Consider the following 14,387-nt stretch of genomic DNA (forward strand, 5'->3'; position numbering starts at 1 on the left):
TCCACATGCACAACACACGCACCACATTGCGCCGTGTCACACCCAACATGCGTCCCGGTCATCCCCAAATGTTCACGCAAAAATCCAGACAATAACGTCCGACCCTCAACTTCACCGCTCACAGCTAAGCCGTTCACAGTCATCGAGACCTGTGTCATGAAACCCTCCCGTTTCGTGTTATTCCTCAGGCCGAGTTAAACACGCGGGTTTTCATTTGAGAACAAAAATCTGAGACGGTTCAGAGGATTGTCGGGCAACCCAACCCCATCACGGTTTCCGAGAAGAGCGGGGTTGCGGTCGTGTCGGGATCTCTTTCAGCAAGCCGCCGACCCCCATTCCAGCGATATCAAGCCCAGTTGTTTCGATCCCACAGGCCACGCGGGACAAGACCCAATCGGCCCCGTTCAGTGCCGGTGAACGCGCGCAGCCCGGCAGGCCAATCACGGGCCTGTCGCCAAGCGAGCCGAGAAATAACAGGTTGCCCGGATCGACCGGCATACCAAAGCGGTCCACCTGCCCTCCGGCGGCGCGAACAGCCTCGGGCGCAACATCGAACACGTCGGACGTGGCCGACCCGGTCAGGATCATGACGATATCCCCGGCAGCGTCGGACACAGCCGTGGACAAAGGTTCCGCCTGATGCGGAACAATCCGAACGTCTGCCAACTGCATCCCCAAGGCTTCGACGCGGCCACGGATTGCTGCGATCCCCTTTTCATTCGGTGGTCCTCCGGGGATATCGGTAACCACCAACCCCGCCGTTGCATGAACCGGCGAGACCATACGAATGGACGCCTGCGCCAAACGAGCGGCGTGCATTACATCGCCACCCGGCACGGCGTACGAGATGACCTTGATCGTCGCCACCATCCCGCCTTCGCCCATCTGCTGATACTGAGGAACGGTCGCGACAGTGATCATCGGGTTGACGCGATTGAAGGCCTCCAACGCCTCAACATCCAGCACGGCGACGCCCGGTCCATCCGACAGCAGGTTCACCCGACCGGTGAAAGGTTGGGTGACGCGCAAGCCCGCCTCGACAGGATTCGGAGCCAGAGCGGCAGCCAGGATCCGGGCGGCCTCATCCTCGTGACAGTCACCCGGTTCAAGTCGCGCGACAGTGACGGAGCCAAGGCCAGCCTCGGTCAGGTCGTTGATGTGGTCTGCCGTTAGCGTGATGCCTTTACGCAGCTTGCGGTCACCGACCTTGATCGAGTGGGCAAGGATCGCGCCAGCCGCCTCGGCAACGGGGACAGGCCCGAATTTCACGCTTTCCCCCGTAACACGGCGGTCATCTGAGCCAGTATTGCGACCGCGATTTCGGACGGGTCAGCAGCACCGATATCCAAACCAATCGGACCATGAATGCGGGCTATCTGATCTTCGGTGAACCCGGCTTCGGTCATACGGGCCACGCGTTTGGCATGGGTCCGGGTTGAGCCGAGGGCTCCGATATAAAACACTCCGGCCTGCAGTGCGGATTCCAATGCGGGATCGTCAAGCTTTGGGTCATGAGTCAGCAATACAACAGCTGTGCGCGAATCCAGACCCAGTTTAGCGACAGCCTCATCTGGCCAATCGGTCAGGATGGTTTCACCCGGAAACCGGGCGCTGGATGCAAATGCATCCCTTGGGTCGATAATCGCAGGGTCATAGCCCGCAATCCGCGCCATCGGCACCAGCGCCTGCGCAATGTGAACCGCGCCCACAACGATCAGGCGCAAAGGTGGGTTGTGAACAGCCACAAAGGTCTTGCCGTCCTCTTCAAACCCCGAGCGATCCATGCGCAGCCGGTCGGCATACGCGTTGCGACGCAGCGCGCGGTGGCCGGTCTCGACATTGACCACATAGGCGAGTGGTTCTCGCGCGGCCCGCGCCTCGACCAGTTCACGCAGCATGGGTTCGGGCAGAACGCTTCCGATGGGCTCGACCAGCACCCGGATCGTACCGCCACACGCCAGACCGACGGCAAACGCATCTTCGTCGCTGACGCCAAACTCCAACAGACGGGCTTCGCCTTCATCAATGGCTTCCAATGCTTCGACAATTACCGCACCTTCGACGCACCCGCCAGACACCGAACCTTCGATCCGACCATCGCCGCCAATGACCAACTGCGCGCCCACACGGCGCGGGGCGCTTCCCCAAGTCTCAACCACGGTGGCAAGCGCGGCCTTTTTTCCATCGCTGAACCAGCGCAGCGCAGTTTCTGGGCTGTTGTCGAATCTATCCATTGCGCCCTCCCATAGTGCTTTGACCCAACATAGGCAGGTTTGGCCAGATGAAAAGGAACCCCGACTTTAGGGTCAGAAACCACAGTCAGGGTTAGGCGTGAATTGGCTGAGTTTTTACAATTCACCGCAAAGCATTGATTGTCGACAGAGCTGATTCTAGCCTACACATACCCCTGCGGCATTCCAATATGCGCATATTTAATTTTCACAAGGGAGACAAAGAGTTGAAACGCATTTTTGCACTCGGAACAGCAATCGGACTTTTGGCATCCACGGCAGTCAGTGCAGATACATTCCTGCGCTATGGCGAGGTCGAGGGCTGGAAGGTATTCATTGATCAGGACAAGAAATCCTGCCTGATTGAGGCCATCGATGACGCCGAAAACGTGGTTCAGATGGGACTAACCGAAGATCGCGGCGTTGGCTATGTAGGCGTCTTCACCAAAGAAGAAACAGACATCAAGCGCGGCGATACCGAGGCTGTGGCAATTCTGCTGGGCGACAACCTCTATATCGGTGAAGCCACCGGCATGAAAGGCAACATCACCAAGGGGTATTCGGGCGGATACGTTCTGTCCAATGATCCCCAATTCGCTGAAGACATCGCCAAGCAAAAGGTGATGCTTGTCTTCCCCGAGAAGGAATTTGCCTTCACCGTGGATCTGACTGGTACCTACAAGGCCATGGAAATGGCCCGCAAGTGCAACGAAGAACAGCTAAGTTAACTCTAACTTGAAAGCGCGGTCATCAGCCGCGCTTTCTCACCCATGTCATCGGGTTTCGAGATGACCTCGGCAAGATCCTCGAGCGAAGCAATCGAATGCCCGGCCCGAAAGCTGTCCACATGCGGCAGCATCGCGGCCACGCCCTGCGCCTTAGGTGCAAACCCGTCCCAGCGCAGCAGTGGGTTCAGCCAGATCAGACGGCGGGCGGAAAGGTGCAGACGCTCCATCTCTTTCCCCAGCGCTTGCGGTTCGCCCCGGTCCAATCCGTCCGAGATCAGCAGAACCACCGCGCCCTGCCCCATGACGCGCCGCGACCAGTCGCGGTTGAACGCGTGAAGGCATTCGCCGATGCGGGTGCCGCCCTCCCAATCCTGCGCTTCCGCCCCAGCGGCGGCCAAAGCGGCGTCCACATCGCGCTGATGCAGGTGGCGGGTGATATTGGTCAGCCGCGTCCCGAAAGTGAACGCGTGAACCTTGGCCCATCCAGCGCCTTTCGCGTTCGAGACCGAGTGCAGAAAATGCAGGATAATGCGGCTGTATTGGCTCATCGACCCCGAGATATCACACAGCACCACCAGATTTGGCCAGCGGGTTCGGGGTTTTTGTCGGGCGATTTCGTGCAACTCTCCACCCTGGCGCATGGCGGCGCGCAAAGTGCGGGCGCGGTCGATCCTTTGCCCTACATGGCTGGCTTGACCGCGCCGGGATGCGATTGGTTTTACGGGTAGCGTCATGCGCGCCAATATGCGCTTGGCCTGCGCGATCTCGGCAGTGCTCATCTGCTCGAAATCCAGACTGCGGAGGCGTTCCTCGGTCGAGGCCGTTTGAGAAGCGTCGATCTCAAGCTCTGTCTCTTCGCCCGAATCTTGCGTTTCCGGCTGATCGCGTTCGACCCCGTCCAGCAGTGCCTCGGCCGCGCGCTTTTCGCCCGCGTCGGCCTTGCGGTCTTCCTGAACACCACGGATCGCCGGCAGCATCATGGCCATCATATGCTCCATATACCGCGGGTCGCGCCAATACATACGAAAGACCTGCGCGAACACCGTGCGATGTTCGGGACGGTTCACGAAACAGGCGTGCAGGGTCCAGTAGAAATCCTGCTTTTCCGAGAACCCGGCAGCCTGCACCGCGCGGATGGCATCGACAACACGACCCGTACCTATGGGCAAGCCCGCCTTGCGCAGGGCCCGCGCGAAATGGGTGATGTTCTGCGCCAGTTTGGGGTCATCTGGGATATCTAGGGGAAGCTGCTCCGCCATCACATCGGTTCAAGCGTGGCTTTGGCTTCGTCCAGAATGCGCTTTGCCTCGGACCCCTGCAGTTTCTGGATGTCGTCCTGGTACTTCAGGATCGCGCCCAGTGTGTCGCCGATCACTTCGGGGCTGAGGTTGATCACATCCAGTGCCAGCAGGCATTTGGCCCAGTCTATCGTCTCCGCAACGCCAGGTTTCTTGAACAGGTCTTCGGTGCGCAAATGCTGGACGAAGGCCACCACCTCGCGGCTCAGCTGCTGTGCCGCTTCGGGTGCGCGGGCGTGGAGGATTTCAATCTCACGATCGAAATCGGGGTAGTCGACCCAATGATAGAGGCAGCGGCGTTTCAGGGCGTCATGCACCTCGCGCGTGCGGTTCGAGGTGACGATGACAATGGGCGGCTCCGGCGCTTTGACGGTGCCCAGTTCGGGGATCGTGACCTGAAAATCGCTGAGCGCCTCCAGCAGGAACGCCTCGAACGGTTCATCCGTGCGGTCCAATTCATCAATCAGCAGGACCGGCGCACCGTGTTCGTCCGGGCGCATAGCCTGCAGCAGCGGGCGTTCGATCAGGTAGTCGTTCGAAAACAGCTCGGATTGCAGGGCACCCCGGTCGGCCCCGCCCGATGCCTCGGCGGTGCGGATAGCCACCATTTGCGCCGGGAAGTTCCATTCGTAAACGGCCGAGGACGCATCCAGCCCCTCGTAACACTGCAGGCGGATCAGGCGGCGGTTCAGCCCGGCGGCCAGCGCCTTGGCGATCTCGGTCTTGCCGACCCCGGCCTCACCTTCCAGAAACAGCGGGCGGCCCAGTTTCAGCGACAGGAAGACGACCGTGGCCAAGGCCCGTCCGCAGACATAGCCCTGATCGCCCAGCATGGTCTGAACGGCGTCGATGGAATTTGGCTGTGTCATGGCGATCTCCCTCGGGGCACAAGAGGTCACGACAGCGCGCGCGCGTCAAGACCGGGGCTTTGCAAGGAGTTACGACGTTCGGGCATATTGACAAGGGGCAGCCGCGCATTCGGGGCCTTTTACGGCTGCGCGCTCTGTGCTAGCCGGTGGCCATGACCGATACCCTGACGATCCGCCGCCCCGACGACTGGCATCTGCATTTGCGCGATGGCGCGATGCTGGAAGCTGTCCTGCCCGAAACCGCGCGCCATTTCGCCCGCGCGATCATCATGCCGAACCTTGTACCGCCCGTGGTGCGCGGCGATCAGGCCGCCGCCTATCGCGACCGCATTCTGGCCGCCCTGCCCGACGGGATGAGCTTTGAGCCGCTGATGACCCTCTATCTGACCGAGGACACGGATGCCGAAGACGTCGCCGCCGCCCATGCCAGCGGGCTGATCAAGGCGTGCAAGCTGTACCCAGCGGGGGCCACGACCAATTCGGCCTCGGGTGTGCGGGATTTCGACCAGATACGTCCGGTGCTGGAAAAGATGGCCGAGATTGGCCTGCCCATGTGTGTGCATGGCGAGGTCACGGACTCTGAGATCGACATTTTCGACCGCGAGGCCGTTTTCATCGACCGTGTTCTGGACCCGATCCGTAAGTCGACCCCCGGCTTGCGCGTGGTGATGGAGCATATCACCACCGCGAACGGCGTGGATTACGTCAAGGCTAATGACACCGATCTGGGCGCGACGATCACGGCGCATCACCTGATCATCAACCGCAACCATATTCTGGTCGGCGGGATCAAGCCTCATTACTACTGTCTGCCCGTCGCCAAGCGCGAGGAACACCGGCTGGCGTTGCTGGCCGCGGCGACCTCGGGCGATAAACGGTTCTTTCTGGGCACCGACAGCGCACCGCATACGGATGCGAACAAGGAAATGGCCTGTGGCTGCGCTGGGTGTTTCACCGCGACCAACACCATGTCACTGGTGGCCGAGATGTTCGACCGCGAGGGGGCATTGGACAAGCTGGAAGGGTTTACCTCGCTCAATGGTCCGGGCTTTTATGGCCTGCCGGTGAATGAGGGCACGATCACGCTGACCAAGGGCGAAGCGGTCGTCTATCCCGACAAGATCGAGTCCGGTGATGGGCCTGTTACGGTGTTCGACCCCGGTTTCCCGCTGCACTGGCGGGTGGTTTAACCCGCCAGCAGCTCTGCCAGATCGCGGGCGCGGCCACCGGTGCGCAGCATCGACCAGATCGCGTCCGCCTCATCACCTCCGATCAGCTTGGCAGCCTTGCCACGCACCCGGTCTTCACGCTCGGACAGAGGCATTGGGGCCAGCAGGTCATGGCTGGCCTCTTTGCGCGCGCCGTCGCGGCGCAGCAGGGTCAGGTGGGCTTGTGTCTCGGACAGCGTTTCATCCGCTTCGACCGTAACGCGGTCGCGCAGCGAGATCAGGCGCGGATCGGCGCATGTCTTCTGGGAATAGCTGGCGGGCAAGGCGGTGTCATACCCCAACGCTTGCATCGCAATCACCGTCCGGTATGAAAACTTGGCCCCCAACCCAGTGGTCGGAGACATCTGGTTGCACACGCTCATCCAGCGCGGATGGGTCTTGACCGTGATCTCGGCCACTTCGGGTTCGGCGATGTCCAACGCGCGTGCGGCCTCCAGCGCCGCGTGCAGGCCGTGGCAGCAAGCGTGAAACTTATGGCTTACGGATGTGAACAGCCAATCCTCGCCCAATCCGTCCAGAGCGGTCTGCACATCACCCTGCCCCTGATGCGTAGCCCCGAACCCATAGGGGCCCTCCAGCGCATCCGCGTTAGGGTCGAACCCTTTGACGATCAGTAGCGCGGCCTCGACCCCGGCCGAGGCCGCAAGCCCCGCGTTATAGGGTTTGCCCATCGTCCCGAACTGCGCCTTGAGCCCCGCCGCGCGGGTCGCTGTCAGGCCCAGAACCTTGCGCATCTGACCCTCATCGAACCGCAGAATTCGGCCCGCTGCGACAGCTGCCCCAAACGCACCCGCTGTTGCTGTCTGATGAAACCCGGCCTGATAATGGTCGCGCCCCAACCAAAGACCCACACGGATCGAGACCTCCATCCCCACCAAAGCGGCCTCAAGAACATCAACCAGAATGCGGTCGTCCCACTCACCAAGCGCAAGAGCCGCTGGCAGTATGGCAACCGAGGGGTGGCCAATATGGGCGAAATGCGTGTCGTCATAATCCAGCGCGTGCGACACCGTCCCGTTGACCAGCGCCGCCCCACGTAAGGGTGCTGCCCCACCGCCGAACAGATGCGCCTGCGCCGCGCCGCCTTCGTCCAGAACCAGCGCGCGGACAGATTGCGACACGGGTTCTTCCGCGCCTGCCCGCCCAACGGCCAGCCAATCCAGAACGGACAAAGACGTAACGATCCGAGCCTGCTGCGACGTGGATACGGGACCGGCCGCGAACCCGGCCAAAGCGGTGGTAAAATCACTCATGCGGCGCAGTCTAGCGTGCGCCGGGGATGGGTAAAGCCTTAGCCGTACAAATCTGCGGCGCGGGCCTCGAAGGCTTTGACCACGCGCTGCATGGCTTCGTTGAAGACGACGCCGATGATGCCCTGCAAGATGGCGTTCTTGAATTCGAAATCCACATGGAATGAGATGTTGCAGCCCCCATCAGCCGCGTCTTCGAACTGCCAGTCGGACTTCATGTATTTGAACGGCCCGTCCAGATATTCGGTGTCGATCCGGCGATCCTCGGCGTGTAGCGTCACACGGCTGCCGAACCGTTCGCGGAAAACTTTGAAGGAAATCACAAGATCGGCCTCTAGCACCTGGGCCTCGCCCGCCGCGTAAGTGCGCCTGATCCGGGCCGCCGCGCACCACGGCAAAAACTGCGGGTACTTGGCCACATCCGCGACAAGGTCATACATCTGCTGAGCGGTATACGGCAGGTGACGTGTCTCGGAATGGGTCGGCATGGCGGTCCGCTATTTGCAGGTGACAATGGCGCGTCATGTCGTATGTTGCGCGCCAAAGATCAAGGGGGCAGTGATGACAGACCGCGCATATGTGATAGATGAGATGATCTCGGCCAAGGCCATAGCCGCCCGGATCGAAGAACTTTGCCGCGAGATCACGCAGGAATTCGGCAACACCGACAAGCTGGTTGTTGTGGGTCTGTTGCGCGGCAGTTTTGTGTTCATCGCCGATCTGGTGCGTGAACTAGATCTGCCAATCGAGGTGGATTTCCTTGAGGCGTCCTCCTACGGCGACTCGATGGAGAGCAGCCGTGAAGTACGTATTCTCAAAGACTTGCGCGGCGCAATTGAAGGACGCGATGTACTGGTGGTTGAAGATATCGTCGATACTGGCCACACCCTGAACCACGTGACCAAACTGTTGCGCAGCCGTAAACCCGCGCGGCTGAAATCCATCGCTTTGCTCGACAAGCCCAGCCGCCGCGAGGTCGATTTCCGCTCGGACTGGATCGGGTTTGAAATCCCTGATGAGTTTGTCGTGGGCTACGGCATCGACTACGCGCAGCGCAACCGCAACCTGCCGTTTATCGGTAAGGTTCGATTTGTCGAAGACTGAGCGGCCTTCTGACCTATCCAGCTTGTGCAAGGAGCAGTGGTTAAGCCTCCTAAAAATTCATCTATTGGAATATTATTGGACATTCCTCCCAGCAAGCGACTACCATTCGAGTACTTTGGGAGGTTTTATACATATGAAAACACTGTCTATTGGGGTTCTGGCGGCTTTCGCGCTAGCCGCAACAGTTGGAATTGCGGAAGCAAAGGACAACAAGGGCAAAGGTCAAGGCCCCGACAAGTCGAAAATTGAAAAGTCGGTAAAAACAAATAAAGGCGTCGGTGTTCCGCCCGGACAGATCAAGCGTTATACGCGAGGTCAGAAAATCCCTAATGACTTGGATTTTGACTATCTTGACGATCTGGATGGTTGGAAGTTGAAACCCCTGCCCGCCGGTCAGCGGTATATCCGCGTAGATGACGAAATCCTGTCGATATCCGATGACACAAAGACAGTTATTGATGCCGTTGGAATCGTCGGTGATCTTGTAAACTGAGGGCTCAGCCTACAAGAGATCGAATTGCTGCACTGAATACATCTACCCCAACAGGGATCAGCGCATCCGGAAAATCATAGTCCGGATTGTGCAATTGCGGGTGCGCTTGTCCGGCACCCAGCCAAAACATCGCCGCCGCGGCGCTTTTGCCAAACTGGCCGAAGTCCTCGGAAAATTTCTGGGGTTCCGTCGTAAAAGTACAAGGAACGCCGAGCGCGGCGCAGGCCTCAGCTACAGTGGCTACAGCCTGCCCGTTGTTTGTGCAGGCCTCGAACACATCCTCATAGGTGATCTCAACCGCAAGGCCCTGGGTTTCTGCGGTTTGGGCGACAAGCGCTTTGGCTTCGGCGATCAGGTTCTGCATCCGAGCGTCGGATACGGTGCGCAGCGTCACCCAAAGCTCGGCCGCGCCCGGGGCGACGCCAAACGTGGGTTCGCCCAGCCGGGCGTGGGTCACAGTGGTCAGGGCGAAATCGGCATTCAGTGCGCCGCCCGATCCCAAACCTGCCAGTTGTGGAATCAAAGACGCAAGCGCTTTTGCCGGAGAGACTCCATCCTGCGGTTCCGCTGCGTGCGAGGTCTTACCCTTAAGCACCACTCTCATGCCACGTGACGCACAGTTGGCAGGGCCTTCACACAGCAACACCTCACCCAGCGCAAGGCCGGGCAGATTGTGCAACGAAAATACATGGTCCGGCGCGATGGACGCGAACTGGGGATCAGCGCGAAAGGCTGCAGCCCCCTGCCCGGTCTCCTCGGCGGGTTGAAAGATCAGAACCACGCGACCCCTTTTAGGGCGGGTCTCCGCCAGATGATCAGCTACGCCCAGAACCATGACCATATGGCCATCATGTCCACACAGATGCCCCTTGCCCACCACGCGTGAGGCATAGCTTGCATCCGATATTTCCTGAATCGGCAGCCCGTCCAGCTCGCAACGGATCGCCACTGTGGGCCCGAGCTGGCCGCTGTCGAATATTCCAGCCACGCCATGCCCGCCGATCCCGGTCAATACCTGATCGGCATCGCGCGCGCGCAATTCATCAGCGATCCGGGCGGCCGTTTCGGCCTCCTGCCCGGACAATTCAGGATATTGATGCAATTCGTGCCGCAGCCGGGTTAGCCGGGCCAACACCTCGGGGCTCACCCTTGTTCGAGCTTTGCCTGACGCGCGTCACGCAGGCGCGCAAAGTCGTCACCTGCATGATAGGACGAACGCGTTAGCGGAGTCGCCGATACCATCAGGAAACCTTTACCAAAAGCAGCCTTCTCGTATGAAGCGAACTCCTCGGGCGTTACAAAGCGATCAACACCGTGATGTTTTGGCGTCGGCTGTAGGTATTGGCCGATGGTCAGGAAATCGATATCGGCAGCGCGCATGTCATCCATAACCTGCCGAACCTCTTGCTCGCCTTCACCCAGACCGACCATGATGCCGGATTTGGTGAAGATCGAAGGGTCCATCTCTTTCACCCGCTGCAACAGGCGCAGGCTGTGGAAATAGCGCGCACCGGGGCGGACTTGCGGGTAGAGGCCGGGAACGGTTTCCAGATTGTGGTTGAAAACATCCGGCTTGGCCTCGACCACGGTTTCCAGAACCGCAGGATCACACTTCAGAAAATCGGGGGTCAGGATCTCGATCGTGGTCTTGGGCGAGCGATGACGCACGGCGCGGATGGTCTGCGCAAAATGCTCGGCCCCACCATCGGCAAGATCATCGCGATCCACCGAAGTGATAACCACATGGTTCAGACCCAGCTTTTGCACCGCATGGGCCACGCGGCCCGGCTCGAACGCGTCCAGTTCATCAGGGCGACCAGTGGCGATGTTGCAGAAGGTGCAGCCACGGGTACATATTTCGCCCATGATCATCATGGTGGCGTGGCCCTGGCTCCAGCATTCGCCGACATTGGGGCACCCAGCTTCTTCGCAGACGGTGACCAAATTGTTTTCACGCATAATCTTGTGCGTTTCTGCGTAGCCCTTGCCCCCTGGTGCCCGCACCCGAATCCATTTCGGTTTTTTCGGCTGCGCATTGTCCTGACGATGCGCTTTTTCGGGATGACGTTGTTCGGGGATCTTCAGATCACGCACGGCGGCTTTCCTGACTTAGGGTCACTTGAGTGGGATTTAGTACATTCCTGTGTAACAAGCTAGCCCACCCGTGCATAGCTGCCATGACCGCGCACCATGCATCTGCAGAATACTGACTGTACTGATTCAATCGATTATTGCGATATTTCAGCGTCTTCCAATAAATATCAGAAAATTCGCATCTGCGAAAACAATCGCATTGAAGCACATTTAGAACTGTTTTAAATCCGCCTCAATTCACACAGGAATCACAGGAATTTGAACATGAAGACCGGGACCGAGCTGCCGAAAGTGACCTTCCGCACCCGCGTGCGTGACGAGGCCGTCGAAGGCCCCAACCCCTATCGCTGGGAAGACAAGACCACCGCAGATTACTTTGCCGACAAGCGCGTGATCCTGTTCTCGTTACCCGGTGCATTCACGCCCACCTGCTCGACCTACCAACTGCCCGGTTTTGAAAACGGCTTTGCCGACTTCAAGGAAAACGGCATTGATGAGATCTACTGCATGTCGGTCAATGACAGCTTTGTCATGAACAAATGGGCGCAAGATCAGGGCTTGAAGAACGTCAAGGTCATTCCCGATGGATCGGGCGAGTTCACACGTAAAATGGGGATGCTGGTCGACAAAGACAATCTGGGATTCGGAATGCGTTCGTGGCGCTATGCGGCCATCATCACCGACGGCGTTGTCGAAGCGTGGTTCGAAGAGCCCGGACTGATGGATAACTGCCCCGAAGACCCCTATGGCGTGTCATCTCCGGAAAATCTGATGACGCATCTGGAAGCAGAGAAAGAACTAACTCTGGCCTGATCGCGACTTTGAGTACCTCTGCAAGACCCGCCCTGTTGGCGGGTCTTTTCATGTCCGCGTTGCCGAAACGATATCCGTTCCGACTGCTCGGATGACGCCGGCCAGACTGTCAAACCAGTCTTCACCCCGGGTAGAAATCCGACGCACCAAACCTACGGTCCGGAAGGGTTGTGGTGCGCCGAAACGCTTTAAGCTTAGACCTCGCACAGCACCAATCTCAGCCTGCGCGGCCAGTTCCGGCATCAAGGTCAACCCAAATCCCTCGGCAACAAGACGCGACAATGTCGCCAGCGAAGAAGCCCCCATATTAATCAAGCCGCTGCTGCGGTCCTGACCGCAGACCTCCAGCGCTTGATCTGTCAGGCAATGCCCGTCGTCCAAAAGCATCAACTGCGTAGTTTGAAGGTCCACCGGTCGCAAAGCCTCGGTGTCGCGCTGCATGGTTTGCAACCGGCCAGCACTGCCCGCCAGTAAAAACCTGTCTTCGAACAAAGGCTGCTCAAACAACTCAGAGCCGCCCGAGGGCAGAGCCATGACCCCCGCATCAATGTCACCAGCCCGTAGCATGTCCAACAGTCGATCGGTGCGCGCCTCGCGAATCTGCACGCGCAACGAAACGTCCATCGTCCGCAATCCTGCCAAGACGCCGGGCAGAATATAGGGTGCAATCGTCGGTATGATCCCGATCGACAAAGACCGGTGACCGCCCGAATGATCCCGAGCAAACTGGTCGAGACGATTAGCAGCCCCCAAAACCTGCTGCGCATAGTCCAGAACATCCCGCCCCAACGGGGTTAACAGGATGTCGCGCGCTTGCCGTTCAAACAGCGGGCCGCCCAGCGTTTCCTCAAGCGTTTTGATTTGAACTGACAGGGCGGGTTGTGACACGTTGCATTTCTGTGCCGCCCTGCCGAAATTTCGCTGTTCGGCCACTGCGCTGAAATACTGAAGTTGTCGGAGTGTAAAATTCATAACCCCTGATTATCTCAACACGCATTATCCGCAACCGTAAATTATCGCGCTAGCCGATCATCCGGCTCTTTTCTGCTTGGCTCTCATAGTGGCGTTTCAACCGTTGAAGTGCAATCCGCAGCACAATTTTGCCCGAGCGTGCAGACCACCCCATGCGTTTCTCGGCCAGTTCCAAACCCTCCAGGTAACAGCAGCAGCGCAGTGCAACATCGCTGAGTCCCGGCCCCAGGTCGGACAGAGCCCGCTCGACCCGATCGCGCGCATCTGACGAACCCCGCCCGTCCTTCGCACCCGCGCCAAAACTGCCGCGGCCGCCTGCCGTCAGGAAATGATCCCAGTTCTGCGCAACCTGAGGACCGATCTGAGCAAGTTCAAAATCCTCGCGCAGCCTCTCACCCGCCCGAACCAGTGCTTCGTCCAGAAAAGGCTTTCCGTCCCGATCCCGACGCCGTGCCAAGGCGATCAGAGGGCTTTCAGCGGCGCTGTAACGTATGCGCCGAGGACGTTCTGCCTTTGCAGCGCCCACTTGCGCAAGGGATGAGGCTGTCTGAAACGGCGCTTGTGCCTCGGCCAACCCGAAATCATTTCGGTTACGTGCCTTGTTTTCCGCCTCGGCCACAAGCTGGCTAAGCGCGGCACGACCCGAAGTCGAAATCCGATAACGTGAAATTCGTCCGGGGTTATCACACGTGATCCAGTCCTTCAAAGCCAAGGCTTGAGCGGTTTTGCAATCCACTACCGCCGTCCGCGTGGTACCGCTGTCACCCGCATCGCGCACCACAACGGCCTTATCCATTTCTTCGGCCACGGCTAGAACTGACCCAGTTTCGCAAAGCCGCCTGAGAACGCGCATCGCCTCTCGATTGAATTTTTCCTCGGCCGCAGCAAGATCGTCTTCCTGAGCGGCCGGAAAGGCGCAGCTCTGTTGAGCTGTGTCCGAAAAATGAGCTTCCGCCAGCGTCTGAAGCGCGGCATCCACCAGCGGATCGTCTCGCCGCATCTCAATCCGGCGAATTTGTCTGAGTATGGTCGACGCATGGCATCCCGCTGACCGCGCTATATCGCGGATCGACTGACCGGTTTCGGTATGCGCGAGATACCTCTGCGCCCCTTCGGGTACCCAAGCCGGAATGGTAAAAGCCACGTTATTTTCCATATTTCCTTGCCCTCGTCGACAAAACAATTCCGTTCCCAATCGCCCCCGATAAATGTGTTAACCAATTCTAACTAGAGCCGCTTTCGTTACTCGTTCGTTAACCAACAGGGACGAAAACCAGATTTGCTTCAAAATCATAAACACTCATGA

At 59.0% G+C, this 14,387-nt stretch carries 16 protein-coding genes; 5 read left to right on the forward strand and 11 right to left on the reverse strand.

All coding sequences use genetic code 11. The features are described 5' to 3' along the window. The 3 genes from J7380_RS14010 to J7380_RS14020 form a co-directional block, all read right to left on the reverse strand. A partial coding sequence (locus tag J7380_RS14010; RefSeq protein ID WP_209196691.1) for a 2Fe-2S iron-sulfur cluster-binding protein occupies positions 1–158 on the reverse strand: 158 nt, incomplete at its 3' end. Positions 159–267: 109 nt separating this feature from the next. Beyond that, entirely contained in the window at positions 268–1,269 is a 1,002-nt protein-coding gene (locus tag J7380_RS14015) for a molybdopterin-binding protein (RefSeq protein ID WP_209196412.1), read from the reverse strand. Beyond that, a complete protein-coding gene (locus tag J7380_RS14020; RefSeq protein WP_209196413.1) occupies positions 1,266–2,234 on the reverse strand; it encodes an XdhC family protein in 969 nt (322 codons plus the stop codon). Before J7380_RS14020 ends, J7380_RS14015 begins: the two co-directional genes overlap by 4 nt. A 224-nt stretch (positions 2,235–2,458) precedes the next feature. Between J7380_RS14020 and J7380_RS14025 the strand changes: the two genes are divergently transcribed. Beyond that, positions 2,459–2,959, forward strand: coding sequence for a hypothetical protein (locus tag J7380_RS14025; RefSeq protein WP_209196414.1), 501 nt, complete (start codon positions 2,459–2,461; stop codon positions 2,957–2,959). Between the two features lie 2 nt (positions 2,960–2,961). Here J7380_RS14025 and J7380_RS14030 read toward each other — a convergent pair whose 3' ends face one another. Together J7380_RS14030 and J7380_RS14035 are read right to left on the reverse strand one after the other, a co-directional pair. Next, entirely contained in the window at positions 2,962–4,218 is a 1,257-nt protein-coding gene (locus J7380_RS14030; RefSeq protein ID WP_209196415.1) for a VWA domain-containing protein, read from the reverse strand. After that, positions 4,218–5,126: a MoxR family ATPase gene (locus tag J7380_RS14035; RefSeq protein WP_209196416.1), complete on the reverse strand. Its 909-nt coding sequence runs from the start codon at positions 5,124–5,126 to the stop codon at positions 4,218–4,220. Before J7380_RS14035 ends, J7380_RS14030 begins: the two co-directional genes overlap by 1 nt. A 152-nt stretch (positions 5,127–5,278) precedes the next feature. On the opposite strand from J7380_RS14035, the gene pyrC reads away from it, so the two are divergent. Beyond that, the gene (pyrC, locus tag J7380_RS14040; RefSeq protein ID WP_209196417.1) at positions 5,279–6,316 is read left to right on the forward strand and encodes a dihydroorotase; all 1,038 of its coding nucleotides are present in this window, start codon (positions 5,279–5,281) and stop codon (positions 6,314–6,316) included. Here the strand turns inward: pyrC and J7380_RS14045 are convergent. After that, positions 6,313–7,608: an MmgE/PrpD family protein gene (locus J7380_RS14045; RefSeq protein WP_209196418.1), complete on the reverse strand. Its 1,296-nt coding sequence runs from the start codon at positions 7,606–7,608 to the stop codon at positions 6,313–6,315. The genes pyrC and J7380_RS14045 overlap by 4 nt on opposite strands. 38 nt (positions 7,609–7,646) lie before the next feature. Continuing rightward, a complete protein-coding gene (locus J7380_RS14050; protein WP_170750955.1) occupies positions 7,647–8,093 on the reverse strand; it encodes a type II toxin-antitoxin system RatA family toxin in 447 nt (148 codons plus the stop codon). Between the two features lie 73 nt (positions 8,094–8,166). Between J7380_RS14050 and hpt the strand changes: the two genes are divergently transcribed. Further along, positions 8,167–8,709 carry a hypoxanthine phosphoribosyltransferase gene (hpt, locus tag J7380_RS14055; protein WP_170353097.1) on the forward strand — a complete coding sequence of 181 codons (543 nt, stop codon included), beginning with the start codon at positions 8,167–8,169 and terminating at the stop codon, positions 8,707–8,709. Between the two features lie 133 nt (positions 8,710–8,842). Next, complete coding sequence (locus J7380_RS14060) at positions 8,843–9,202, forward strand: hypothetical protein (protein WP_209196419.1); 360 nt, start codon at positions 8,843–8,845, stop codon at positions 9,200–9,202. Positions 9,203–9,206: 4 nt separating this feature from the next. On the opposite strand, the gene J7380_RS14065 is transcribed toward J7380_RS14060, so the two are convergent. Both J7380_RS14065 and lipA read right to left on the reverse strand, forming a co-directional pair. Beyond that, entirely contained in the window at positions 9,207–10,349 is a 1,143-nt protein-coding gene (locus tag J7380_RS14065) for an amidohydrolase (RefSeq protein ID WP_209196420.1), read from the reverse strand. After that, positions 10,346–11,296: a lipoyl synthase gene (gene lipA / locus J7380_RS14070; RefSeq protein ID WP_170353094.1), complete on the reverse strand. Its 951-nt coding sequence runs from the start codon at positions 11,294–11,296 to the stop codon at positions 10,346–10,348. Before lipA ends, J7380_RS14065 begins: the two co-directional genes overlap by 4 nt. Before the next feature lie 264 nt (positions 11,297–11,560). On the opposite strand from lipA, the gene J7380_RS14075 reads away from it, so the two are divergent. Next, on the forward strand, positions 11,561–12,109 hold the full coding sequence (locus J7380_RS14075) for a peroxiredoxin (RefSeq protein WP_209196421.1): 549 nt from the start codon (positions 11,561–11,563) through the stop codon (positions 12,107–12,109). Between the two features lie 48 nt (positions 12,110–12,157). Here J7380_RS14075 and J7380_RS14080 read toward each other — a convergent pair whose 3' ends face one another. Continuing rightward, positions 12,158–13,081, reverse strand: a complete 924-nt coding sequence (locus J7380_RS14080) for a hydrogen peroxide-inducible genes activator (RefSeq protein ID WP_209196422.1) — start codon at positions 13,079–13,081, stop codon at positions 12,158–12,160. Positions 13,082–13,130: 49 nt separating this feature from the next. Further along, positions 13,131–14,237 (reverse strand): DUF6456 domain-containing protein, encoded by a 1,107-nt coding sequence (locus J7380_RS14085; protein ID WP_209196423.1) that lies wholly within the window; start codon positions 14,235–14,237, stop codon positions 13,131–13,133. Positions 14,238–14,387 lie beyond the last annotated feature (150 nt).

The sequence above is a fragment of the Ruegeria sp. R8_1 genome, from assembly GCF_017743815.1.
Taxonomy (GTDB): domain Bacteria; phylum Pseudomonadota; class Alphaproteobacteria; order Rhodobacterales; family Rhodobacteraceae; genus Ruegeria; species Ruegeria lacuscaerulensis_A.

What these genes read in the sequence shown, in the direction of transcription:
- J7380_RS14020 (WP_209196413.1), bottom strand. Translation starts at nt 2,234, where the DNA reads ATGGATAGATTCGACAACAGCCCAGAAACTGCGCTGCGCTGGTTCAGC.
- J7380_RS14030 (WP_209196415.1), bottom strand. Translation starts at nt 4,218, where the DNA reads ATGGCGGAGCAGCTTCCCCTAGATATCCCAGATGACCCCAAACTGGCG.
- J7380_RS14035 (WP_209196416.1), bottom strand. Translation starts at nt 5,126, where the DNA reads ATGACACAGCCAAATTCCATCGACGCCGTTCAGACCATGCTGGGCGAT.
- pyrC (WP_209196417.1), top strand. Translation starts at nt 5,279, where the DNA reads ATGACCGATACCCTGACGATCCGCCGCCCCGACGACTGGCATCTGCAT.
- J7380_RS14045 (WP_209196418.1), bottom strand. Translation starts at nt 7,608, where the DNA reads ATGAGTGATTTTACCACCGCTTTGGCCGGGTTCGCGGCCGGTCCCGTA.
- J7380_RS14050 (WP_170750955.1), bottom strand. Translation starts at nt 8,093, where the DNA reads ATGCCGACCCATTCCGAGACACGTCACCTGCCGTATACCGCTCAGCAG.
- hpt (WP_170353097.1), top strand. Translation starts at nt 8,167, where the DNA reads ATGACAGACCGCGCATATGTGATAGATGAGATGATCTCGGCCAAGGCC.
- J7380_RS14060 (WP_209196419.1), top strand. Translation starts at nt 8,843, where the DNA reads ATGAAAACACTGTCTATTGGGGTTCTGGCGGCTTTCGCGCTAGCCGCA.
- J7380_RS14075 (WP_209196421.1), top strand. Translation starts at nt 11,561, where the DNA reads ATGAAGACCGGGACCGAGCTGCCGAAAGTGACCTTCCGCACCCGCGTG.
- J7380_RS14080 (WP_209196422.1), bottom strand. Translation starts at nt 13,081, where the DNA reads ATGAATTTTACACTCCGACAACTTCAGTATTTCAGCGCAGTGGCCGAA.
- J7380_RS14085 (WP_209196423.1), bottom strand. Translation starts at nt 14,237, where the DNA reads ATGGAAAATAACGTGGCTTTTACCATTCCGGCTTGGGTACCCGAAGGG.